At 71.0% G+C, this 21,544-nt stretch carries 22 protein-coding genes; 9 read left to right on the top strand and 13 right to left on the bottom strand.

Features of this window, described 5'->3' with window-relative positions; genetic code table 11:
• Nucleotides 1-136: 136 nt before the first annotated feature.
• Together OOZ19_RS24070 and OOZ19_RS24075 are read left to right on the top strand one after the other, a co-directional pair.
• Entirely contained in the window at nucleotides 137-1,522 is a 1,386-nt protein-coding gene (locus OOZ19_RS24070; RefSeq protein ID WP_416309491.1) for a cation:dicarboxylate symporter family transporter, read from the top strand.
• A gap of 63 nt (nucleotides 1,523-1,585) precedes the next feature.
• Nucleotides 1,586-2,515: a CE1 family esterase gene (locus OOZ19_RS24075; RefSeq protein ID WP_266092437.1), complete on the top strand. Its 930-nt coding sequence runs from the start codon at nucleotides 1,586-1,588 to the stop codon at nucleotides 2,513-2,515.
• 41 nt (nucleotides 2,516-2,556) lie between these two features.
• Here the strand turns inward: OOZ19_RS24075 and OOZ19_RS24080 are convergent, their stop codons facing one another.
• From OOZ19_RS24080 to hisD, 4 genes are read right to left on the bottom strand one after another with little or no spacing between them, the layout of a single operon-like run.
• Nucleotides 2,557-2,709: a CG2302 family histidine operon protein gene (locus tag OOZ19_RS24080; RefSeq protein WP_184481281.1), complete on the bottom strand. Its 153-nt coding sequence runs from the start codon at nucleotides 2,707-2,709 to the stop codon at nucleotides 2,557-2,559.
• Complete coding sequence (hisB, locus tag OOZ19_RS24085; RefSeq protein WP_266092438.1) at nucleotides 2,710-3,342, bottom strand: imidazoleglycerol-phosphate dehydratase HisB; 633 nt, start codon at nucleotides 3,340-3,342, stop codon at nucleotides 2,710-2,712.
• On the bottom strand, nucleotides 3,339-4,469 hold the full coding sequence (locus tag OOZ19_RS24090; protein ID WP_266092439.1) for a histidinol-phosphate transaminase: 1,131 nt from the start codon (nucleotides 4,467-4,469) through the stop codon (nucleotides 3,339-3,341). Before OOZ19_RS24090 ends, hisB begins: the two co-directional genes overlap by 4 nt.
• A gap of 22 nt (nucleotides 4,470-4,491) precedes the next feature.
• A complete protein-coding gene (gene hisD / locus OOZ19_RS24095) occupies nucleotides 4,492-5,820 on the bottom strand; it encodes a histidinol dehydrogenase (protein WP_266092440.1) in 1,329 nt (442 codons plus the stop codon).
• A gap of 197 nt (nucleotides 5,821-6,017) precedes the next feature.
• Between hisD and OOZ19_RS24100 the strand changes: the two genes are divergently transcribed.
• Both OOZ19_RS24100 and OOZ19_RS24105 read left to right on the top strand, forming a co-directional pair.
• Nucleotides 6,018-7,238: a M14 family metallopeptidase gene (locus OOZ19_RS24100; RefSeq protein WP_266092441.1), complete on the top strand. Its 1,221-nt coding sequence runs from the start codon at nucleotides 6,018-6,020 to the stop codon at nucleotides 7,236-7,238.
• A gap of 155 nt (nucleotides 7,239-7,393) precedes the next feature.
• Nucleotides 7,394-8,197, top strand: a complete 804-nt coding sequence (locus OOZ19_RS24105; RefSeq protein WP_266092482.1) for an SAM-dependent methyltransferase — start codon at nucleotides 7,394-7,396, stop codon at nucleotides 8,195-8,197.
• Between the two features lie 10 nt (nucleotides 8,198-8,207).
• Here OOZ19_RS24105 and OOZ19_RS24110 read toward each other — a convergent pair whose 3' ends face one another.
• The 4 genes from OOZ19_RS24110 to OOZ19_RS24125 all read right to left on the bottom strand — a co-directional run bounded on the left by OOZ19_RS24110 (nucleotide 8,208) and on the right by OOZ19_RS24125 (nucleotide 11,735).
• Nucleotides 8,208-8,765 carry a sugar O-acetyltransferase gene (locus OOZ19_RS24110; protein ID WP_266092442.1) on the bottom strand — a complete coding sequence of 186 codons (558 nt, stop codon included), beginning with the start codon at nucleotides 8,763-8,765 and terminating at the stop codon, nucleotides 8,208-8,210.
• A gap of 68 nt (nucleotides 8,766-8,833) precedes the next feature.
• Nucleotides 8,834-10,249 carry an HNH endonuclease signature motif containing protein gene (locus tag OOZ19_RS24115; RefSeq protein ID WP_266092443.1) on the bottom strand — a complete coding sequence of 472 codons (1,416 nt, stop codon included), beginning with the start codon at nucleotides 10,247-10,249 and terminating at the stop codon, nucleotides 8,834-8,836.
• A 255-nt stretch (nucleotides 10,250-10,504) separates the two neighbouring features.
• Complete coding sequence (locus OOZ19_RS24120) at nucleotides 10,505-10,666, bottom strand: hypothetical protein (RefSeq protein ID WP_266092444.1); 162 nt, start codon at nucleotides 10,664-10,666, stop codon at nucleotides 10,505-10,507.
• A gap of 391 nt (nucleotides 10,667-11,057) precedes the next feature.
• A complete protein-coding gene (locus tag OOZ19_RS24125) occupies nucleotides 11,058-11,735 on the bottom strand; it encodes a DUF2848 domain-containing protein (protein ID WP_266092445.1) in 678 nt (225 codons plus the stop codon).
• A 98-nt stretch (nucleotides 11,736-11,833) separates the two neighbouring features.
• Between OOZ19_RS24125 and OOZ19_RS24130 the strand changes: the two genes are divergently transcribed.
• The gene (locus tag OOZ19_RS24130; protein ID WP_266092446.1) at nucleotides 11,834-13,132 is read left to right on the top strand and encodes an MFS transporter; all 1,299 of its coding nucleotides are present in this window, start codon (nucleotides 11,834-11,836) and stop codon (nucleotides 13,130-13,132) included.
• Here OOZ19_RS24130 and OOZ19_RS24135 read toward each other — a convergent pair.
• Entirely contained in the window at nucleotides 13,104-13,730 is a 627-nt protein-coding gene (locus tag OOZ19_RS24135; protein WP_266092447.1) for a GntR family transcriptional regulator, read from the bottom strand. The genes OOZ19_RS24130 and OOZ19_RS24135 overlap by 29 nt on opposite strands.
• Before the next feature lie 91 nt (nucleotides 13,731-13,821).
• Between OOZ19_RS24135 and OOZ19_RS24140 the strand changes: the two genes are divergently transcribed.
• Nucleotides 13,822-14,613: a carbon-nitrogen hydrolase family protein gene (locus OOZ19_RS24140; RefSeq protein ID WP_266092448.1), complete on the top strand. Its 792-nt coding sequence runs from the start codon at nucleotides 13,822-13,824 to the stop codon at nucleotides 14,611-14,613.
• Nucleotides 14,614-14,645: 32 nt separating this feature from the next.
• On the opposite strand, the gene nadC is transcribed toward OOZ19_RS24140, so the two are convergent.
• The 3 genes from nadC to nadA are packed head-to-tail and all read right to left on the bottom strand — an operon-like array spanning nucleotide 14,646 to nucleotide 18,126.
• Nucleotides 14,646-15,533: a carboxylating nicotinate-nucleotide diphosphorylase gene (gene nadC, locus OOZ19_RS24145; RefSeq protein WP_266092449.1), complete on the bottom strand. Its 888-nt coding sequence runs from the start codon at nucleotides 15,531-15,533 to the stop codon at nucleotides 14,646-14,648.
• Nucleotides 15,530-17,125 carry an L-aspartate oxidase gene (locus OOZ19_RS24150; protein ID WP_266092450.1) on the bottom strand — a complete coding sequence of 532 codons (1,596 nt, stop codon included), beginning with the start codon at nucleotides 17,123-17,125 and terminating at the stop codon, nucleotides 15,530-15,532. Before OOZ19_RS24150 ends, nadC begins: the two co-directional genes overlap by 4 nt.
• Nucleotides 17,122-18,126, bottom strand: coding sequence for a quinolinate synthase NadA (gene nadA / locus OOZ19_RS24155; protein WP_266092451.1), 1,005 nt, complete (start codon nucleotides 18,124-18,126; stop codon nucleotides 17,122-17,124). The genes OOZ19_RS24150 and nadA overlap by 4 nt, the downstream gene beginning before the upstream one ends.
• 141 nt (nucleotides 18,127-18,267) lie before the next feature.
• On the opposite strand from nadA, the gene OOZ19_RS24160 reads away from it, so the two are divergent.
• From OOZ19_RS24160 to OOZ19_RS24170, 3 genes are all read left to right on the top strand, one after another.
• On the top strand, nucleotides 18,268-18,924 hold the full coding sequence (locus OOZ19_RS24160; protein WP_266092483.1) for an NUDIX hydrolase: 657 nt from the start codon (nucleotides 18,268-18,270) through the stop codon (nucleotides 18,922-18,924).
• A gap of 63 nt (nucleotides 18,925-18,987) precedes the next feature.
• Entirely contained in the window at nucleotides 18,988-19,665 is a 678-nt protein-coding gene (locus OOZ19_RS24165; RefSeq protein WP_266092452.1) for an LON peptidase substrate-binding domain-containing protein, read from the top strand.
• A 48-nt stretch (nucleotides 19,666-19,713) separates the two neighbouring features.
• Nucleotides 19,714-20,721 carry a DUF8017 domain-containing protein gene (locus OOZ19_RS24170; protein ID WP_266092453.1) on the top strand — a complete coding sequence of 336 codons (1,008 nt, stop codon included), beginning with the start codon at nucleotides 19,714-19,716 and terminating at the stop codon, nucleotides 20,719-20,721.
• 16 nt (nucleotides 20,722-20,737) lie between these two features.
• Here the strand turns inward: OOZ19_RS24170 and OOZ19_RS24175 are convergent, their stop codons facing one another.
• Nucleotides 20,738-21,328: a DUF2567 domain-containing protein gene (locus OOZ19_RS24175; protein ID WP_266092454.1), complete on the bottom strand. Its 591-nt coding sequence runs from the start codon at nucleotides 21,326-21,328 to the stop codon at nucleotides 20,738-20,740.
• Between the last annotated feature and the right edge of the window lie 216 nt (nucleotides 21,329-21,544).

The following is a 21,544-nucleotide window of genomic DNA, read 5'->3' on the forward strand; positions in this document are numbered from 1 at the left end:
TCCCGCATGAACTCAATGAACACAACCGTGACGGTCACCACCTGTGAGTCCGATAGTCTCCCCGACGTACTCGTGACCCAAGACACGACCGAATGAGTGATCGCCGACCCGCGTGATCGGTACATCGCAGTAGGAGTTGACCGTGCCAAGCAAAGACGCTGCACCCGAGGCCGCCGGTGCACCGCCGAAGAAGCGGGACCGCACCCACTTCCTCTACATCTTCGTCATCGTGGCGGTCCTGGCCGGCATCGCGGTCGGATTCGCCTTCCCAGACTTCGCCACCGCACTGAAACCGCTGGGCACCGGCTTCGTCAACCTCATCAAGATGATGATCTCGCCGGTCATCTTCTGCACCATCGTGCTCGGCGTCGGCAGCGTGCGACAGGCCGCGAAGGTCGGCAAGGTCGGTGGACTCGCACTCGGCTACTTCATGGTGATGTCGCTGGTGGCGCTCGTCGTGGGCCTCATGGTCGGCAACGTCCTGCACCCCGGCGAAGGCCTGCAGCTGACCGAAGAGCTGCGCAACAGCGGAACCGAACAGGCCCCCGCGGAAGCCGAAGGGCTCAGCGGATTCCTGATCGGGATCATCCCGAACACCCTGGTCTCCGCCCTCACCGAAGGTGAAGTGCTGCAGACCCTCCTGGTCGCGCTGCTGGCCGGTTTCGCCCTGCAATCCCTCGGCGACAAGGGCACCCCGATCCTGCGCGGCATCGAGCACATCCAGCGGCTCGTGTTCAAGATCCTCGCGATGGTGATGTGGGTGGCCCCGATCGGCGCGTTCGGCGCCATCGCGGCCGTGGTCGGCGCGACCGGCGTGGACGCCCTCAAGGGCCTCGGCGTCATCATGGGCGGCTTCTACATCACCTGCGTGCTGTTCGTGTTCCTCGTGCTGGGGCCACTGCTGTGGGCCTTCGCGCGGGTCAACGTGTTCAAGCTCCTCGGCTACCTCGGCCGGGAGTTCCTGCTGATCCTGTCCACCTCCTCCTCGGAAGCGGCGCTGCCGCGGCTGATCGCGAAGATGGAGCACCTCGGGGTCAGCAAGCCGGTCGTGGGCATCACGGTGCCGACCGGGTACTCGTTCAACCTCGACGGAACCGCGATCTACCTGACGATGGCGTCGCTGTTCATCGCTTCGGCGATGGGCCAGCCGCTGTCGATCGGCGAGCAGGTCTCGCTGCTGGTGTTCATGATCATCGCGTCGAAGGGGGCGGCGGGCGTGAGCGGTGCAGGCTTGGCGACGCTGGCCGGCGGCCTGCAATCGCACCGCCCGGAACTCGTGGACGGCGTCGGCCTCATCGTCGGCATCGACCGCTTCATGTCCGAGGCCCGCGCGCTGACCAACTTCGCCGGTAACGCGATCGCCACCGTCATCATCGGTTCCTGGACCAAGGAGATCGACCGCGAGCAGATGCAGCGGGTGTTCGCCAAGGAAGACCCGTTCAACGAGCAGAGCTTCCTCGACGAGGAGGACACCTCGGCGGCCGAGAAGCCCGGCAAGGAACCCGCCGCGGCAACCCAGTAACGAGAAGCCCGGAAACGAGCAGCGGGCGCGCCGCGACGGCCCGCGCCGAGACAGGAGTCGAAGATGCACAGAGCAGTGCTGAGCCTGCTCGTCACCCTCGGCGCGGTAGCCGCCACCGGCGCGCCCGCCCACGCCACCACCGAACCGGACCGGCCGCTGCCGCGCACCGGGTGCGGCAACTCCCCCGGCATCGAACCCGGCACCACCGCCCGCCAGGAGATCACCTCCGGCGGCCGGACGCGGGAATACCTCGTGCACGTGCCGCAGAACTACGACTCGGAGCGGCCCACGCCCGTGGCGCTGTCCTTCCACGGGCACACCCGCACCGCCGAATACCAGGAGGAACTGTCCAGGTTCTCCGAACTGGACGCCATCGCCGTCTACCCGCAAGGCCTCGTCGGCACCGACGGCGGTACCGCGTGGGAAGGCGCGCCGTACTCGGCGGACGCCGACGACGTCCAATTCACGAACGACCTGCTCGACCAGGTGGAGGACGACCTCTGCGTGGACCCGGACCGCATCTACGCGGCGGGCAAGTCCAACGGCGGCGGCTTCACCGAAGTGCTGGCCTGCCGCCTCGGCGACCGCATCGCCGCCTTCGCACCCGTCGCCGGCGCCTACTACCCGCAGAGCGGCGAATGCCGACCGTCCGAACCAGTGCCGATGATCTCCTTCCACGGCACCGCCGACGGCACCATCCCCTACGACGGCGACCCCGACAAAGGCCTGCCCGCGATCCCGGACTGGCTCGACGACTGGGCCGGTCACGACGAGTGCGACGCGGACCCGGTCACCGAACACCCGCAGCCGCAGGTCACCCGGCAGCACTGGACCGACTGCGAAGACCGCGGCGCACTGGTGCACTACCGGATCGACGAACTCGGCCACGACTGGCCGAGCCGATCGTCCAACCCCGACTCCGACAAACCCACCGTGATCGAAGCGACCCCGCTGATCTGGGAGTTCTTCCAAAACCACCCGCTGAACGCCTGACGGGTGCCCGGGAGGTCGCCTGGCTGCTGTTCACATCCCCGTCACAGCAGCCAGGCGATCCCTCCCGCAGCGGCCAACGCCGCCAGCACGCCCAGCACCACCGCCATCACCCGCGTCGTCCGCCACATCGCGACGACACCGCCGACGAGGAAACCGGCCACGGCCAGCAACACGATCGGCCCCAGGTTCTGCATCTACAACGCGCCCTTCGTCGAGGGCACCACGCCCGCGAACCGCGGATCCGGTTCGGTCGCCGCGCGCAACGCCCGTGCGATCGCCTTGAACTGGGCCTCGGCGATGTGGTGCGGGTCGCGGCCGTGGATCACCCGCACGTGCAAGTTGATCTGCGAGTGGAACGCCAACGACTCGAACACGTGCCGGTTCAGCACGAACGGGTAGTTCCCGCCGATGGTGAACGAGTTGTACTGCTCCGGTTCCCCGGTGAGCACGCAGTAGGAACGGCCGGACACGTCGACCGCGGCGTGCGCCAAGGTCTCGTCCATCGGGATCCACGCGTCGCCGAAGCGGCGGATGCCCTTCTTGTCGCCCAGCGCCTGCCGCAGCGCCTGACCCAGCACGATCGCCGTGTCCTCCACCGTGTGGTGCGCGTCGATGTCGATGTCACCGGAAGCCTTGACGTTCAGGTCGAACGCGGCGTGCGTGCCCAGCGCGGTGAGCATGTGGTCGTAGAACGGCACCGTCGTGTCGACGTCGACCTTCCCGGTGCCGTCGAGGTCGAGCTCCACCAGCACGGAGGACTCCTTCGTGCTGCGTTCCACCCGCCCGACCCGGGTGCCCGGCGCGAACGCCGCCTCGGTCGCTGTCATCGCATGCTCTCCTCACTGGCCGCGTCCACCAGCGCCTTGCCGGCCGCCAGGAACGCGTCGTTCTCCTCCGGTGTGCCGATGGTGACCCGCAGATGCCCGGCGATGCCGACGTCGCGGATCAACACCCCCGCGTCCAGGTAGCGCCGCCACGCGGCGTGCGCGTCCTCGAACCGCCCGAACAGCACGAAGTTGGCGTCGCTGCGCACCGGGGAGAACCCCATGCCGCGCAACGCCTCCACCACCCGGTTCCGCTCGTCCACCAGGGCCTGCACCGAACCGAGCGTCGCCTTCGCGTGCCGCAGCGCGGCCTGCGCCGCGGCCTGGGTCAGCGCCGACAGGTGGTACGGCAGGCGCACCAGCAGCAGCGCGTCGATCATCGCGGGCGCCGCCGCCAGATACCCGAGCCTGCCACCGGCGAAGGCGAACGCCTTGCTCATGGTGCGGCTGACGATCAGCTTCGCCGGGTACTCGTCGATCAGGCCGATCGCGCTCGGTTCGTCGCAGAACTCGACGTAGGCCTCATCGACGACCACGATCCCGGTCGCCGCGTCGAGCACCGCACGCAGGTCCTGCCGCGACACCGCCTGACCCGTCGGGTTGTTGGGGCTCGTCACGAACACCACGTCCGGACGGCGCTCGGCGACGATCGCCGCCGCCTGCGGACCGTCCAAGCTGAAGTCCGCGCGCCGCGGAGCCGGCAACCAGTCCGTGCGCGTTCCCGCCGACAGGATCGGATGCATCGAGTACGACGGCTCGAAGCCCAACGCACTGCGCCCCGGCCCGCCGAACGCCTGCAACACCTGCTGCAGCACCTCGTTCGAACCGTTCGCGGCCCACACGTTGCGGTGCGAGACGGCCACCCCGGTGGCGCCGCTCAAGTAGGCGGCCAAGTCCTCCCGCAACGCCACCGCATCCCGGTCCGGGTAGCGGTGCAAGGACTCCGCGACCGTCCGCACCGACTCGGCCACCTCGGCCACCAGCTCCGGCGGCGGCGGGTACGGGTTCTCGTTGGTGTTCAACCGCACCGGCACGTCCAGCTGCGGGGCGCCGTACGGGCTGCTGCCACGCAGGTCCTCGCGCAGCGGGAGGTCGGTCAGCGCCACGTCGGCGCCGAGCACGTCATTCATGGTTCTCTCTTCGCGGTGTGGATCAGCGGTCGAGTCCGGACGGGAAGCGGGCCGTGACGGCCTGCCCATGCGCCGGGAGGTCCTCGGCGTCGGCCAGCGCGACGACCTTGCCCGCGACGTCCCGCAACGCCTGCTCGTCGTAGGAGATGACGTGGATGCCGCGCAGGAAGCTCTGCACGCTCAGCCCCGAGGAGTGGCGTGCGCAGCCGCCCGTGGGCAGCACGTGGTTCGAACCGGCGCAGTAGTCGCCGAGCGAGACCGGTGCGTGCGGGCCGACGAAGATCGCGCCCGCGTTGCGCACCCGCGCGGCCACCGACTCGGCGTCGGCGGTCTGGATCTCCAAGTGCTCGGCGGCGTAGGCGTCGACCACGGTGAGGCCGTCGTCGACCGTGCCGACCAGCACGCAGCCGGACTGCTCGCCGGTGAGCGCGGTGCGGATCCGCTCGGTGTGCTTCGTCAACGGCACCTGGCGGGCCAGCTCGGCGTCCACCGCGTCGGCCAGCTCCTGGGACGTCGTCACCAGCACGCTCGCGGCCAGCGTGTCGTGCTCGGCCTGGCTGATCAGGTCGGCAGCCACGTGCACCGGGTCGGCCGTGCCGTCGGCGAGCACCGCGATCTCCGTCGGTCCCGCCTCCGCGTCGATGCCGATGACGCTGCGCAGGTGCCGCTTCGCCGCGGTGACGAACACGTTGCCGGGCCCGGTCACCAGGTCCGCGGGCAGCAGTGCGGGCCCGTCGGTGTCCTCGCCGCCGTAGGCGAGCAACGCGACCGCTTGGGCACCACCGACCGCCCACACCTCGTCCACGTCGAGCAGGGCGGCAGCCGCCAGGATCGTCGGGTGGGGAAGCCCGCCGAACTCGGCCTGCGGCGGCGAGCACACGACCAGCGACTCCACGCCTGCGGCCTGCGCGGGCACCACGTTCATCACCACGCTCGACGGGTACACGGCGAGCCCACCGGGGGCGTAGAGCCCCACGCGGGCGACCGGAACCCAGCGCTCCGTGACCGTGCCACCGGGCACGACCTGCGTGGTGACGTCGGTGCGCCGCTGCTCACCGTGCACGCGGCGCGCGCGGTCGATGGATTCCTGCAGCGCCGCCCGCACCGTCGGGTCGAGCCGTTCCAAGGCCCCGGCGAGCTCCGCGGCGGGAACCCGAACGCGCTCGGGACGCACGGCGTCGAACTTCTCGGTGTACTCCAACACGGCGTCGACGCCGCGCTCGCGAACCGCCTCGATCACCGGCCGCACCTGATGCAGCACGTGCTCCACGTCCATCTCGGCGCGCGGCAGCGTGGCGCGCAGCTCGGCGGTGGACGGAACACGGCCACGCAGATCGGTGCGGGAGAGCATGGGCGTCCTTTCAGGGCGTACGGAGGGCGGCTACTAGCTCAATCACCAGGGTAATCGCCCTGTTCGACGCTGTCCGACGCGCGTCCGCCGATGAACGGGAAAACGGTGATCGGCCGCTTCCGACGTTAGTGGGTTGCCAACGGATCATTACTCGGGGAGTCTCGCTTGATCACCATCCGTGATCGATCGGAGGCCCGATGTCCAGCGCACGGCGCAGAGCAACGGCGGTGGCGGCCGCCGCGTCCTTGGCCCTGCTACTCCCGGTCCAGGCGAGCGTGGCCGCACCTCAAGCCGGGTCCGCCCCCGCGGCCGAGGTCACCGGTGTCTACACGGTGCCCGACACCGACAGCCGCATCCGCACCGACATCAACGCCTCCGGCGCCCAGGTGCTCGGAGCGAAGGACGGCGTGGCGACGGTGGAAGCCACGACCGCACAGGCCGAGGAGCTGCGCTCGAGCGGCCTCACCCTGCAGGCCCAGGCGTCGCCGCGCGACTTCCCGCCCGGCGACGAGGCCTACCACAACTACGACGAGATGGTCGCCGAGCTCGACAAGATCACGGCCGACCACCCGGACCTGGCCGCGAAGTCCAGCCTCGGCAAGAGCTTCGAGGGCCGCGACATCCCGCTGCTCAAGATCAGCGACAACGTGGCGCAGGACGAGGACGAACCCGAAGTCCTGTTCGACTGCAACCAGCACGCTCGGGAGCACCTGACCACCGAGATGTGCCTGCAGATCGCGAACCGGCTCACCGACGAGTACGCCGACCCCGCGGTGAAGGAGAGCGTCGACAACCGCGAGGTGTGGATCGTCCCGTCGGTCAACGTCGACGGCTCCACCTACGACGTCGAGTCCGGCGAGTACCAGGGCTGGCGGAAGAACCGGCAGGACACCGGCACGGACCTCAACCGCAACTGGGACTACCTGTGGGGCTGCTGCGGCGGCGCGAGCGACGACCCGCAGGACGAGACCTACCGCGGACCGCAGCCGTTCTCCGCACCGGAGACCGCGGCGCTGGCCGAGTTCATCGACTCCCGCGTCGTCGGCGGCACCCAGCAGATCAAGTCGGCGATCGACTTCCACACGTTCTCGGAACTCGTGCTGTGGCCGTTCGGACACACCCAGGACGACGTGACCGAGGGCATGACCCAGCAGGAGTACGACCGCTTCGAGAAGGTCGGCACCGAAATGGCGGACTCCAACGGCTACACCCCGCAGCAGTCCAGCGACCTGTACACCACCGACGGCGACAGCCTCGACTGGATGTGGGGCAAGCACAAGATCCTCGCCTTCACCTTGGAGATGTACCCGTCCAGCGGGGGCCTCGACGGCTTCTACCCGCCGGGTGACGTGATCGAGCGGGAGACTGCCCGCAACAACGCGGCCGTGGACATCGTGCTGCGCGAAGCCGGCGCCTGAGCCGGTCGGCCTCGAGGGAAAGCCCGGACGCCCGGTGGGGCTCCGGGCTTTTCCCTTGCCCAGGCCGAGAAAGCGATACGGTCGCGAACACCGGATCAAGCGGGAAGGGGTTCGCGATCACCAGCGATGACGAGCAATTCGAGGAGCTGGCCGACATTCACGGTGAACTCGACCTCCACCGCCCCAACGCTGCGCGCATGTACGACTACTTCCTCGGCGGAACGCAGAACTTCCCCGCCGATCGGAAAGCCGCCGATCAGCAGCTGAACTTGCTTCCGGCCACCCGAGTCGGGGTCCGCGAGAACCGGGCGTTCCTGCGCCGCGTCGTGCGGTACTGCGTGGAACGCGGCATCCGCCAATTCCTCGACCTCGGCTCGGGGATCCCCACCGCGGGCAACGTGCACGAGGTCGCGCACCAGGGCCGACCGGACGCCGTGATCGCCTACGTCGATCACGAACCGGTCGCCGTCGCGCACGCCCGGCGGTTGCTGCACGGAGAGGAGCGGGTGACGGTCACCCAAGCCGACCTGTCGCGTCCCGCCGACGTGCTCGGCGCTCCGGGAGTGACCCGGCTGCTGGACTTCGACCAGCCGATCGCTGTGCTGGCGTTGTCGGTGCTGCACTTCGTGCCCGACGAAGCGGACCCGGCGGGCGTCCTCAGCGCTTACCACCGGGTGTGCGCGCCCGGCAGCGTGCTGGCGTTGAGCCACGCCTCCGGCGCGGGCCTGTCCGCCACGCAGGTGGTGGAGGGTCTGCGCATCTACGACCAGACCCCGACCCCGCTGAGCCTGCGCCCCGCGGAGCAGGCGCGGGAGCTGCTGACCGGTTGGTCGCTGATCCCGCCGGGCGTGGTGCCCGTGGTGGATTGGCGGCCGGATTTCGGCGTCGGCGAGGAGGTCCGCACGGCCGTCGGGAACGGCTGGGCGGCCGTCGGGGTGAAGCCGTCCGTCCGCGGGTGAGCCCGAACCGCTAGAGGGACTTCAGCACGCGGCACGGGTTGCCTGCGGCGAAGACGCGTTCGGGGACGTCTCGGGTGACGACGCTGCCCGCCCCGATCACGCTGTTCGAACCGATGGTCACGCCGGGGCAGACGATGACGCCGCCGCCGAACCACACGTTGTCGCCGACGGTGATGGGAGCGGCGGTCTCCCACCGCTGCCTGCGGGCTTCGTGGTCCTGCATCGGGTGCAGCGCGGTGAGCAGCTGGCACCGCGGGCCGATCGACACGTCATCGCCGATCGTGATCGGGGCGCAGTCCAGCAAGATCGCGTCGTAGTTCAAGAAGCTGTTGCGTCCCAACCGGATGAGGTACCCGTAGTCGCACTGGAACCGGGGCATGACCCACGATCCGGCGCCGAGCTCTCCCAGCAGTTCCCCGAGCAGGTTCCGCCGTTCGTCCTCCTGCCCGGAGCCGGTCGCGTTGAACTCGTCGAGCAACGCCTGGCAGCGGCGCCGTTCGTCGACGAGTTCCGGATCGCCGTCCTGGTACGGCTCCCCGCGCAGCATCCGATCCTTGTGCTCACCCATGCCGCCAGACTGCCGGAGGCGCACAGTCCTGTCGATCTTGGACGAGCACGCCGGGTGCCCGTCCGCCGTCATCGGGCGGCCAGGTCGGGTGGTTCGTGGTGCGCCCGGTTACCGGGCCTGGGTGTTCGATCGGCATCGATCCACGCCGGCGGTGTGAACACCGGCCGTCCGGCGTCCAGCTCGATCTTCCAGCCGTGCGCGTGGGCCACCGCGTGGTGGTGGGAGCAGAGAATGACCAGGTTGTCGAGCGCGGTGGCTCCACCGTCCGCCCAGTGGCGGAGGTGGTGCGCCTCGGACGTGCCGGGCGGGTGGTCGCACGAGGGGAAGGCGCACGTCCCGTCCCGTGCGAGCAGGGCCGCGCGCAGGTGCGGCGGCGCCGTCCGCCGGGCCCTCCCCACGTCGAGCGGGCGACTTTCGCCGTCCAGCAGGACGGGCAGCAACTCCGCATCGCAAGCGATGCGGCGCGCCGTTTCCGCGGTGATCGGTTGACCGGTGGTCTCGATCGTCCCGCCGAACCGCTCGTGGCCCAGGGATTCCCGGAGCTGGTCGTGCGCGATGGTGATCGTCAGGTGCGGGCGCTGCCCGCCGCTGCGCGGCAGCTCGTCGGAGGCCAGCACGATCTCCACGAGGTCGGCCAGCGCATCGCCGTACCGCTTGCCGGCCGTCCGCTGATCCCGACGGCCGGAGTCCTGCGGTCGCGGGGCGGCGAGCGGCTCCAAGGCCGCGTGCAGCTTCGCCCCGGTCTCGCGGTCCAGCCTGCCCTTCACCAGGGTCATCCCGTCCCGGTCGGTGGTCAGGTGCAGTTCTCGGCGTTCGACCTGCCGCCGCTCGTCGCGCAGCGCGCCGTCCTGGTCGAGCAGGTACCGCACTCGCTCGGCGGCGATCTCCAGCTCGCGCGGCGAAAGCACCTTCGCCTGCTCGGCGAGGGTTTCCTCCACCTCGGCGCGCTGCACCGACCCGACCAGCGGCGGGAGCTTCTCCATGCCGTTGACGATCACCTGCGCGTGGGCGTGGCTCATCTCGCGTTCCCGCAGGACTTTGGCGGTCGCGGGCAACGCGGGCGGCAACGGTTCACCACTCGGCTCGGCACGTTCGGCCACCGCTCGTCCGACGACCACGCGGGACCGCGCGTCGCCGCGGGCGATGTTCAACAGCTCCCGCACCCACACCGGCATCGATCGCGCGCCCGCTTCGCTGTGCAGGCCTCGCCGCTCGGACTCCGCGATGAGCTCCGCCTGCCACGACAACGCGGCGCGGGCGACGGATTCGGTGTCGCGGATCCCCGCGACGAGTTCATCATCGGAGCGGGAAGCGGCGGGACGTTCCAGCCGGTCGAACAAGTTCTCCATCACCGGCCCGAGTTCGGGGCCGGGAGCAGCGGAACCGTCGACGCTGCCGTCAGCGGCGCGACGCGTCTCGTCGCGCGGCTCCGGCACGCGCGGCGGCTCGCCCGCTGGGGGCTGCGGCACGACCAAGGGCTCCATGACTCCCAGTGTTCCCAGTCGAACACAGATTCGTCATCACTTGATCGTGCTGTATCCAGCCGGAATCCGACGTCGAACCGGCCGACGTGGAACGGAGCACGAACAGCGCGGGAGCGCACTTGGCGGTGCGACGTCCGCTGCTCCGGCGGCGGATGGGCGCGTTCCGGGAACGGCGCCCACGCCGACTCAATTCACCCGAACCGCCCTCGGGGCGGACCGTCCGGATGGTGTTGCCGTTCGACCGTCCTGAGCGGATCAGGACAGCAGGAGAACGATGACTCCCACGATGATGCCGACCAGGACCACGACCGCGGCCGTGATCATGACGGCTCGTAGCTGCGGCCGTTCCTCCTGGACCTCCGACTGCGCCCGCTCGCGCCACTGCATGAAAGTGGTGCCCTCGCCGCTGTCGCTCACGTCTGTCTCCCACTCGTCGTGTGCTGCTCCTGGCACCGTTCACGGCCGGGTGCCGTGAACTTGCAGGGAGTCACGATGCCACATCGTCCGGATCACATTCGGACCACGTGCCAGGTTGATCGCCGAGGTGGAGATGTGCCGCGAACACCGGCGGCCGGTCTCGTCGCCACCGCGGGACCACGACATCGCACGCCACCGCGCCCGCCCGGCCGAGCATGGCGGCGAGCGGGCCCGCAAGGCAAGCGACACGGACGGCCGGCGCCCCTGGACGTGCCCTCGAAGCGAGTCGCTCCAGGCCCGGCCTCGTCCTGCGAGGGCGGCTGCATCGACAACGGACACGATCGTGCGGCACCGGCCGGGCGTGGCGTGCCGAGCGGTCCCGCCGCCCTCGCTACGCGATCGGCGCCGGCATCTGGCGCACGGCGTACTCGCAGGTCAAGACGTCACCGGTCGCCGGGTCCCCCAGGTCGACCCGCCACGAGTCCGCGAACTGGTCGACCGAGGTGTCCATCGGGATCGTGCCGGACAGCAGCACCGTGCCGGGCTCGGCGAGTTCGAGCTTCCGCAGTTCATCGAGCCAGTACGCCGGGGTGAGCAGCTCCCCGAGCGTGCCGTGCTGGATGCGCCGGCCACCGACCTCAGCGGTGAGGGTCAGCGAGTCGATCCGGTCGGCGACCTCGACCAGCCGCCAGGCGCGGGATCCGAGCACGTCCGGTCCGGCCTGCTTGCTCCAGGCGACGCCGTGCACCTCGAGCTCCCGGTCGGTGTGATCGCAGGCGACGGTGAGCAGCACGTCCTCCTCGCGCGGTCCCGCGATGACCAGCGCCCATTCCGCTTCCCCGGAGGTGCGCGCGTGCTGCGCGGGGACGTCCGCGGTCTGCATCGCGAGGTACGGCGCTACCGGGTACAGGCAGGGGGTGCGCGTGGGCGCGGGCACTCCGAGTTCGGCGAGTTCGGCGACGTGCGCGGCCACGTCGTCTTGGCTGCGCCCGGCGTAGCCGGCGTTGAGCAGCGTCCGCACGGGCACCTCGACAGACGTGCCAGCCACATCGAAACGAAGCGGAAACATCAGACCCTCCCGATCAGCATACTTCTTGTATACAGTTCGTATCACTTCTTCGCCCGAACACCCGGCCGATGTGACGAACTCCCCGACAAGGACCGCCGATGAGTCAAGCGCTCGCCGACACACCAACGCGCCCACCCCGCAAGGACCTGGTCAAGGCGTTCGTCGCCGCCCTGTCCGGCACCTCGCTGGAGTGGTACGACTTCGCCGCCTACTCGGTGGCGTCCGCCCTCGTCTTCGGCGACCTGTTCTTCCCCAGCCACGACCCCCTCTCCGGCACGCTGCTGGCCTTCTCCACCTACGCCGTCGGATACCTGTCCAGGCCGTTGGGCGGCTTCGTGTTCGGCCGGCTCGGCGACGTAATCGGCCGCAAGCAGGTGCTGGTCATCACCCTCCTGCTCACCGGTGTCGCCACGGTGCTCATCGGCCTGCTGCCCACGCACGGCCAAGTGGGAGCGCTGGGCGCCGTGCTGCTGGTGGCGCTGCGGTTCGCCCAAGGCGTCGGCATCGGCGGCGAATGGGGCGGAGCCGTGCTGCTCTCCAGCGAATTCGGCGACGAACGGCACCGCGGGTTCTGGGCGTCGGCCGCCCAGATCGGTCCGCCCGCCGGCAACCTGCTGGCCAACGGCGTCCTCGCGGCGCTGGCCGCGAGCCTCACCCCCGAGCAGTTCCTGTCCTGGGGCTGGCGGGTCGCGTTCCTGCTCTCCGCGGTCCTGGTGATCTTCGGCCTGTGGATCCGGGTGAAGCTGGAGGAGACCCCGGTGTTCCGCGAGCTGCAGCAGCAGGGGAACCAGGCAGCGGCGCCGCTGCGCGAGGTGTTCACCGAGGAACCGCGCGCGCTGATCTCCGCGATCCTGTCCCGCGTCGGACCGGACGTGCTCTACGCGCTGTTCACCGTCTTCGTGCTCACCTACGTCACGAAGGAGCTCAAGCTGCCGCAGAGCTGGGCCGTCGCCGGGGTCATGATCGGTTCCACCTGCCAGCTGGCGTTGATCCCCGCGGCGGGGTGGCTCTCGGACCGGTGGGGGCGGCGCAGGGTGTACGCGATCGGTGCGCTCGGCGGCGCGGTGTGGCCGTTCGCGTTCTTCCCGCTGATCGGCGGGGGTTCGGCACCGCTGCTGGTGGTCGGGGTGATCGTGGGCCTGCTGTGGCACTCGCTGATGTACGGTCCGCAGGCGGCGTTCGTGTCCGAGCAGTTCAGCACCCGGTTGCGCTACACCGGTTGCTCGCTGGCGTACACGCTGGCGGGAGTGATCGGTGGCGCGCTGGCCCCGCTGCTGTTCACGTCCCTGTTCGCCTACTTCGACAGCTGGATCGCGCCCGCCTGCTACCTGCTGGCGACCTGCGCGGTCACCCTCGTCGGGTTGGCGATCAGCCCGCGAGCAGCACGTGCCGCGTAGCGTCCAGGTGGGCGGTGATCGCCGCCTGAGCGGCAGCGGCGTCACCGCCGGCCAGCGCGTCGAGGATCGCGTCGTGCTCGTCGACGACCGCTTTGCGCCTGTTCTCCGCGGAGAACAGCGCGACGATGCCTGCGCGGACCTGCCGAGCGCGCAAGCCGTCGTAGCTCTTGGTCAGCATGTCGTTTCCCACGGCCCGCACGAGGGCCGAGTGGAAGCGGTGGTCGAGATCGATGAACGACCTCGCGTCGTCATCGGCGCGCAGGGCGCGCTGCCGGTCGAGTTCACCGCGCATCTCCGGCACCGGGACGGTGTCGAGTTCGAGGGTGCGCCGGGCCGAATAGCACTCCATCATGCCGCGCAGTTCGAACAGCTCGCGGATCTGCCGTCCCGCGACGGGCGCGATGTAGGCGCCGCGCTTCGGGACGAGCTGCACCAGTTCTTCGGCCGCGAGCAGCAGCAGGGCTTCCCGGATCGGCGTTCGGGAGACGCCGATGTCGTCGGCGAGCGACTGCTCGTTGACGAACTGGCCCTGCATCGCGGGATCGCTCAGCACGGTGTCCTTGAGGTGGTCGTAGGCGAGCTGGCGGCCCGAGGTCAACGGTGGCTCCTTGCAGTGCGGCGAGGTTCGATCCAGAACCCTTGCATATTTCTGGTATACAACAGTGTAGAGCCGAGGAGAGGCGGAACCCATGCGCATCGCGCTGTGCCAGATCGTGTCGACCCCGGAGCCGGAGGCGAACCTGGACCTGGTCGCCGACGCTATCCGCCGCGCCGCGGCGGCGGGTGCGGAACTCGCGGTCTTCCCGGAGGCCACCATGGCCTGCTTCGGCATCCCGCTGGCGCCGATCGCCGAGCCGCTCGACGGCCCGTGGGCCACCGAGGTCCGCAAGCTCGCCGATGAGGCGGGGATCGCGGTGGTCGCGGGCATGTTCACCCCCGCGGCCGACGACAGGGTCACGAACACGCTGCTGGTCACCGGCCCGGGACTGGACGCGCACTACGACAAGATCCACCTCTACGACGCCTTCGGCTTCGCCGAGTCCAACACCGTCGCCCCCGGCGCAGCCCCGCTGGCCGTCGACGTCGGCGGCACTCGCGTCGGGGTCACGACCTGCTACGACGTGCGCTTCCCCGGCCTGTACACGACGTTGGCCGACCAGGGCGCTTCGGTGATCGTCGCCGCCGCCTCGTGGGGCGCCGGCGAGGGCAAGCGCGAGCAGTGGGAGCTGCTGGTGCGCGCCCGCGCGCTGGACAGCACGTCGTGGATCGTGGCGTGCGGGCAGGCGGACCCGCGGACCACGGGCGTCGAGCCGAGCGGCAAGGCTCCCACCGGCATCGGCTACAGCACGGTCGCCACCCCGATCGGCACCGTGCACGCGCAGCTCACCGACTCCCCTGACGTGCTGGTCACCGATCTGGACCCGGCTGCGGTGGAGCAGGCGCGCGCGAACATCCCCGTGCTGGCCAACCGGCGGTTCTGAGCCGCGGTCGCGCCCGGCCGCGGCGGGCGACCTCACATGTCCAGGCCGATGTCCAACGCCGGGGACGAGTGGGTGAGCGCGCCCACGGCGAGGTAGTGCACGCCGGTCTCGGCGTAGGTGCGGGCGACGTCGAGGGTGATCCCGCCGGAGGCCTCCAGTTCGGTTCCCGGCGAGATCTCCTTGGTGCGCCGCACCGCGTCGGCGCAGTCCTGCGGTGTGAAGTTGTCCAGCAGCACCAGTTCGGCACCTTCTCCCAGCACCTCGTCCAGCTCCTCCGCCGTGGTCACTTCGACCTCGAGGGGCAGTTCCGGAGCGTGGTCGCGGCAGGCGCGCAGCGCGGCGACCACGGATCCCGCGGCCACGACGTGGTTGTCCTTGATGAGCATCGCGTCGCCGAGCCCCATGCGGTGGTTAACGCCGCCGCCGCAGCGCACCGCGTACTTCTGGAGCACGCGCAGGCCCGGCAGGGTCTTGCGGCTGTCCCGGATGCGGCAGCCGGTGCCTTCCACCGCTCGCACCCATTCGGCGGTCGCGGTCGCGATGCCCGAGAGGTGGCAGAGCAGGTTCAGCGCGGTGCGTTCCGCGGTGAGCAGCCCGCGAACCGGGGCGTGCACGCTCAGCGCGCTCTCCCCCGGCATGATCATGTCGCCGTCCGCGCGGCTGTGCAGCACCTTGTAGCCGTCCGGGCCGAGCACCTCGTCGAGAACCGCGCGCGCGACCGGGATCCCGGCGACGACTCCGGCCGGGCGGGCTTGGAAGGCGGCTTCGGCGATGGCGTCCACCAGGACGGTCGCCTCGGTGGTGACGTCGAGGCCGTAGCGCAGGTCCTCCGCCAGGGCTGCGCGCACCAGCGTGCGGATCTCCTGGGGCTCCAGGCCGGCGGAGCGCAGGTGTCCGGCGGTCACCTCGGACAGGGTCATGCGACGCTCCTCACGGGTTCGCGGTCGGTGCGGAACAGCCAGCCGGACACGTCCAGTCGCAGCGCGACGCTGCGCCGCCAGCGTACGTCGTCGGATGCCGGATGGTCCCGTCGCCGGTGGCTGCCGCGGGACTCGACGCGGGCCGCGGCGGCGGCGAGCAGCGCCTGCGCCGTGAGCGCCAGCGAAGCGTCTTCCACCGCCTCTCGTGTCCGAAGTGGACGGACGACGCCCGAGCGGTCCAGCGTCGCGGCGGCCTCCGCGAGCCCGTCGGCGCTGCGGCCGATCCCGGCGTGGCGCGTCATGGTGCGCTGCAGCAGGTCGCGATCCACCACGGCCGCCGCCGGAACCGGTGGCAGCACGGGCTTGCGCGCGGTCAGGCCGCCGCGCAGGTCCCGGGCCACGGCATCGGCGGCACGCGCCCCGACGACCAGTCCTTCGAGCAGGCTGTTCGAGGCCAGCCGGTTCGCGCCGTGCAATCCGGTGCGCGCGACCTCGCCCGCCGCGTAGAGCCCGGCCACTCCGGTTCGCCCATCCACATCGGACACGACTCCGCCGCACGAGTAGTGCGCGGCGCTGGTCACCGGGATCGGCTCCCGCAGCGGATCGACGCCCGCTTCCCGGCACGACGCGAAGACGGTGGGGAATCTGGCGGCGAAGCCGGGGATGCTCGTGGCGTCCAGCAGCACGCACTCCGCGCCGGTCTCGGCCATCTTGCGGTTGATCGCCGCCGACACCACGTCGCGCGGCGCCAGGTCCTCCAGCGGATGTTCACCGGCCATGACCCGGTGACCGCGGGCGTCCAGCAGCACCGCGCCTTCGCCGCGCACCGCCTCGGTCACCAGCGGCCGGCGTCCGCGCACGGCGTCGGGCGTGTAGAGCACGGTGGGGTGGAACTGGACGAACTCCAGGTCGGCCACGGTCGCTCCCGCCCGCAGCGCCAGCGCGATCCCGTCGCCGGTGGCCACGTCGGGGTTGGTCGTCGCCGCGTAGAGCTGCCCGAGCCCGCCGGTGGCGAGCAGCACCGCCGGGGCGCGCACCACGCCGGGGTTGCCGTGCGGATCGAGCGCGAGCACTCCGGCGAGCGCGCCGCCGTCGCTGCGCACGAGTTCCACGACGCAGTGCTGCTCCAGCACCGGGATCCCGCCGGAACCGACCGCGCTCGACAACGCGCGCTGCACTTCGGCGCCGGTGGCGTCCCCGCCCGCGTGAATCACCCGGAACGCGGTGTGCCCGCCTTCGCGGGCCCGCGAGAGCGCGTCGCCCGCGGTGTCGAACCGGGCGCCCGTGGCCCGGAGCCTGTCCACCGCCGCTGCACCCTCCGCGAGGATCGACCGCACAGCCTGCTCGTCGCACAGGCCCGCGCCGGCGGTCAGGGTGTCCGCGACGTGGCGCTGCACGCTGTCGCCGTCGTCGTGCTCGTCGGGGCGCACCACCGCGACGCCACCTTGCGCCCAGCCGGTGTTGCCCGCGGCGGCCGAATCCTTCGTCACGACGAGGGTCCGCAGACCGAGCTCGCGGGCCCGCAGCGCGGCGGTGAGCCCGGCGACCCCGGTGCCGACGACGACCAGGTCCGCTCGTGCTTCCCAGGTCACTCGCCACCCCCGGGCTTGCCGATGCTGATCATCCGCTCGACCGAGGTGCGAGCGCGTTCGGCGATGTCGGCGGGCACGTGCACCTCGTCGGCCTCCTCCCGCAGGCCGCGCAGCAGGGCCGCCGGAGTGATCATCTTCATGTAGCGGCAGGAGGCCCGGTCGTTCACCGCCCGGAAGTCGATTTCGGGGGCGGCCTTGCGCAGCTGGTGCAGCATGCCGACCTCGGTGGCCACCAGCACCGATTCGGCGCCGGTCTCGCGAGCGGCGTCGAGCATCCCGCCGGTGGAGAGGATCTTGACCCGTTCCGGGGGCAGCGTCCCTTCGCCGGCTAAGTACAGCGCGGAGGTGGCGCAGCCGCATTCGGGGTGGATGAACAGGTCGGCGTCCGGGTTCGAGGCCGCGCGGTCGGCGAGTTCCGGCCCGTTGATGCCCGCGTGCACGTGGCACTCCCCCGCCCACACGTGCACGTTGTCCCGCCCGGTCTCGCGGCGCACGTGCGCGCCGAGGAACTGGTCGGGGCAGAACAGCACTTCCTGCTCCGCGGGGATGGAGCGCACCACGTCGACCGCGTTCGAGGAGGTGCAGCAGATGTCGGTCTCGGCTTTGACCTCGGCGGTCGTGTTCACGTAGGAGACCACGACGGCGCCGGGGTGTTCCGCCTTCCACGCGCGCAGCTGCTCCGCGGTGATGGAGTCGGCGAGCGAGCAGCCGGCGCGGGCGTCCGGGATGAGGACCTTCTTCCCGGGGCTGAGGATCTTCGCGGTCTCGGCCATGAAGTGCACGCCGCAGAACACGATGGTCGAGGCAACGCTTTCGGCGGCGATCCGGCTCAGCGCCAGGGAGTCCCCGGTGTGGTGGGCGATGTCCTGGATCGCGGGCAGCTGGTAGTTGTGCGCCAGCACGACGGCATCGCGTTCTTCGGCGAGTTCGCGGACTTCCCGAGCCCACGCCTCGTCCGGTTCCACTCCCGTGTACGGAACGAGCTGTTCGGCAACCACCATCTGTTCCTCCTCAGCACCGGCACGCGCGTCGGCGCGCGCGTCGGTGTTTGCCCACCGAGCAGTTTTCGCCTTACAATCGAAAACGTGCCTCATAGTAACACCGCCGCTTGCGCGGACAAGGGAGATGCAGCTCACGAGGTACTGGCGGGAGTGCTGCGCGCGCACGAGGGGCGGCTGCACGTGCTGCTCTGGCAACGCGCCCGGCCGCCGCACGAGCACCGCTGGGCGCTTCCCGGCGGCAGGCTCCGCGCGGACGAAGACGTGGAGACCTCCATCCGGCGCCAGCTCGCCGAGAAGGTCGACGTGCACAAGCTGAGCCACGTCGAACAGCTCTCGGTGTTCAGCGACCCCCACCGGGTCCCCGGCCACCGGGCGGTGGCGACCGCGTTCCTCGGGCTGGTGCCCTCCGACGTGGACCCGGAGGTGCCCGCCGACACCGCGTGGCATCCGGTCGACGAGCCCCCGGCGACCGCGTTCGACCACGAGCGCATCACGCACGCCGCCCGCGCCCGCCTCAGCGCGAAGCTGTCCTACACCAACATCGGCTTCGCGCTCGCCCCCGCCGAGTTCACCATCTCGGAGCTGCGCGGCATCTATTCCGCCGCGCTGGGCTACGAGGTCGCCGCGACGAACCTGCAACGAGTCCTCACCCGCCGCGGTGCCCTGTCCCCGACCGGCCGCACCGTGCCCGCAGGCCCGTCCGGTGGCCGTCCGCCCGCGCTGTTCCGGTTCACCAACCCCGGCTTGGAGGTCACGGATCCGTTCGCCGTGTTCCGACCTCCCACCGGCCGCGGGTAGCGGCGGAACCCGCGGGGTCGGCGTGCTGGCCGATGGGCGGGGCGGGGACGTAGGTTGGCGGTTGTGACCGAGACGCTCCCGCTGTTCCCGTTGAGCACGGTGCTGCTGCCCGGTGCCGACCTCCCGCTGCACATCTTCGAGGCGCGCTACCGGCAGCTGGTGCTCGACCTGGTCGAGGAAGTCGTGCCGGACCGCCGCTTCGGCGTGGTCGGGATCCGGCAGGGCTGGGAGGTCGGCGACGACAACGTCGACTCGATGTACGACGTGGGCTGTTCGGCACGGCTGCGCCAAGTCCAGCAGCTGCCGCAGGGCCGCTACGACATCACCGCCGACGGCGGGCACCGGTTCCGGTTGCTGCAGATCGATCGGGAGGCGGCGCCGTACTTGATGGCCCGCGTCGAATGGCTCCCGGACAGCGAGCCGGTCGAGGACCCGCGGCTCACCGGCCGGCTCGACGCAGCCGCCCGCGCCGCGCACGAGCGCTACCACGGCACCGGCCTGCGCGGCGACCGCTACGACGCGCCCGCGGCGGACCTGGACGCCGCCGACCTGTCCTACGCCTTGGCGGAGGACTGCGTGCTCAGCACCGACGACCGCCAGGATCTGCTCGCGGAGACGGACCCGCTGGCCCGGTTGCGGCTGGTGCGGCGGCTCCTCGTGCGCGAGGCGGAATTCCTGCGCGAGCTGCGGGCGGTGCCGGCGCCGCTGGCGGAATTCGCGGAGCAGACCAGCGTGAACTGATCCGCGAAGGCCGCCCGGGCGCTTCGGATCACTCGCTAGGATCACCCCATGTCATCACCTGGTGGGCCGGGGAACTGGGGTTCTCCGGAAAATGGGGCTTCGCCGCAACACGGCGGACACGGGGGTTCCCGGGGCGGGCACGAGGGCTGGGGCTCGGCGCAGCAACCGCAGCGGTTCGGGCAGCAGCCGTACCAAGGCGGCATGCAGTACCAGGGTTTCGGCACGTTCCAGCAACCCCAGCAATCCCAGCACCCCCAGCAGGGCCAACATTCCCCGCAGGGCCAGTGGGCGCAGCAGGGCTTCGGCCCGCCGCCACCGCCGAAGCGCAACCGCGGCCCGTTGATCGCGGCGGTGGCCGCGGGGGCCGTCGTGGTCGTCGCGCTGGTGACCGCGGTGGCCGTCGCGAGCTCGCGGGGCGAGGAGCGCGCCGGGCCCGAACCGCTGCCCGCGCCCACCTCGGATTCCCCTCCGCCGCCCACTTCCGAGCGGACCTCGACCGCCGCCGCACCGCCTCCGGAAGCGGTGGTCCCGGGCTGGCAGGCGGTGCCCGTGCCGAATCGGCACGCCGTGTACGACGCCCCGCTGGAGTGGGAGTTGGAGACTCCGGACAACGTCGTCGGCTTCGGCGCCCTGGACGATGCGGTGACCATGACCGGCGTCGCTGTGTACCAGGAGGACTTCTGCGCGGAGGTCCGCGGCAGCTACCGCGCGATCGCCGGGGCCACCGCGCGTCGCGGGCCGGATGACGCCGCGGTCGCCACCGACACGGCGCGCAAGTTCGCCGAGCTCGCCTACGGCCCGGACGCGCGGATCGAGCTCTCCCCCGTGCAGCCGGTGCAGCTGGCAGGCGGCATCCCCGCGAGCAAGGTCGTCGCCACGGTCTTCCCCGCTCCCGGCCCGTGCGGTTCTCCCAGCGTGCTGATCAACACGCTCGCCACCAACGGCGACGGGGAGAGCTCGGTGGTGCACATCGCCGGCGCCGACCAGGGCGTTCCCGGCGCCATCCCCCCGGAGGTCCTGGACCGCCTGACTGCGTCCCTGCGCCCCGCGGGCTGATCGCGGCGGCCTGCCTTCAGCTGCGTCGTCCGAGGTCGTCGAAGCCGTTCCAGGAGGCGGCCAGGCCGTAGCCCAGCGCCATCGCCATGGGCTGGACGACGATGGCCCACCCGGTGGGTGCTTCCGGGGGCACGGTGAGGGTGTCGCCGACGGTGAGCCCGGTCGGCCACGGGTAGAGCTCAGCGGCGAAGGTCGTGCCCATCCGGATCGCCAGCCAGGACGACACGAGCGATCCGAGCACGGCGGCCACCAGCAGCACCGGCCCGCGGCGGCGGCGGAAGGTCCACAGCACGGCGGCCGTGACGAGTCCGGTCGCGAAGGCGACGAGCAGGAACATCGCGAGGGCGTCGAAGCTGTGGTAGCTCTCCACGATCTGCGCGGGCACCGGCGTGCCCGCGCGGCCGAGCACGCTGCCCTGCGGTGGGGCGATCCGCGACCACACCCATCCCAGCGGCAACCCGAGCAACGCCACGAGCGACAGGGTGCTCAGCGCGGGCAGCAGGTCCGTCCGCACCAGGACGCGCGTCCCCCGGGGGGCTCGCTCGGACGGCCGCACCGGCTCGGTGGGTTCGGGTGTTTCGCTGGTCTCGACCGCTCCTGGTGGCAACAGCCGCCCCTCCTGTCGTGGTGTGGCAAGCGCTGAGCACCCTAGCGGGTGATCGTCGGCACCCGGCCAGGCGCGGCGCGGGCGCCCGGCGGGCATCCTCTATTCTGCGCGGGCGCCCTGTCCCCCACCGCCGAAGGACCGAAATCACGTGGCGGGAACCTTGCCGAGTCCGGTGTTGACCGGACCCCGACCGATCGATGCACCGCGCCAGGATTC

Source organism: Saccharopolyspora sp. NFXS83 (genome assembly GCF_026241095.1).
In the GTDB taxonomy this organism is placed as follows: Bacteria; Actinomycetota; Actinomycetes; order Mycobacteriales; family Pseudonocardiaceae; genus Saccharopolyspora_C.

Excerpts from the sequence above, each read along its gene's own strand:
- OOZ19_RS24075 (WP_266092437.1), top strand. The coding sequence starts at position 1,586 with ATGCACAGAGCAGTGCTGAGCCTGCTCGTCACCCTCGGCGCGGTAGCC.
- OOZ19_RS24080 (WP_184481281.1), bottom strand. The coding sequence starts at position 2,709 with ATGCAGAACCTGGGGCCGATCGTGTTGCTGGCCGTGGCCGGTTTCCTC.
- hisB (WP_266092438.1), bottom strand. The coding sequence starts at position 3,342 with ATGACAGCGACCGAGGCGGCGTTCGCGCCGGGCACCCGGGTCGGGCGG.
- OOZ19_RS24090 (WP_266092439.1), bottom strand. The coding sequence starts at position 4,469 with ATGAATGACGTGCTCGGCGCCGACGTGGCGCTGACCGACCTCCCGCTG.
- hisD (WP_266092440.1), bottom strand. The coding sequence starts at position 5,820 with ATGCTCTCCCGCACCGATCTGCGTGGCCGTGTTCCGTCCACCGCCGAG.
- OOZ19_RS24100 (WP_266092441.1), top strand. The coding sequence starts at position 6,018 with ATGTCCAGCGCACGGCGCAGAGCAACGGCGGTGGCGGCCGCCGCGTCC.
- OOZ19_RS24110 (WP_266092442.1), bottom strand. The coding sequence starts at position 8,765 with ATGGGTGAGCACAAGGATCGGATGCTGCGCGGGGAGCCGTACCAGGAC.
- OOZ19_RS24115 (WP_266092443.1), bottom strand. The coding sequence starts at position 10,249 with ATGGAGCCCTTGGTCGTGCCGCAGCCCCCAGCGGGCGAGCCGCCGCGC.
- OOZ19_RS24125 (WP_266092445.1), bottom strand. The coding sequence starts at position 11,735 with ATGTTTCCGCTTCGTTTCGATGTGGCTGGCACGTCTGTCGAGGTGCCC.
- OOZ19_RS24130 (WP_266092446.1), top strand. The coding sequence starts at position 11,834 with ATGAGTCAAGCGCTCGCCGACACACCAACGCGCCCACCCCGCAAGGAC.
- OOZ19_RS24140 (WP_266092448.1), top strand. The coding sequence starts at position 13,822 with ATGCGCATCGCGCTGTGCCAGATCGTGTCGACCCCGGAGCCGGAGGCG.
- nadC (WP_266092449.1), bottom strand. The coding sequence starts at position 15,533 with ATGACCCTGTCCGAGGTGACCGCCGGACACCTGCGCTCCGCCGGCCTG.
- nadA (WP_266092451.1), bottom strand. The coding sequence starts at position 18,126 with ATGGTGGTTGCCGAACAGCTCGTTCCGTACACGGGAGTGGAACCGGAC.
- OOZ19_RS24170 (WP_266092453.1), top strand. The coding sequence starts at position 19,714 with ATGTCATCACCTGGTGGGCCGGGGAACTGGGGTTCTCCGGAAAATGGG.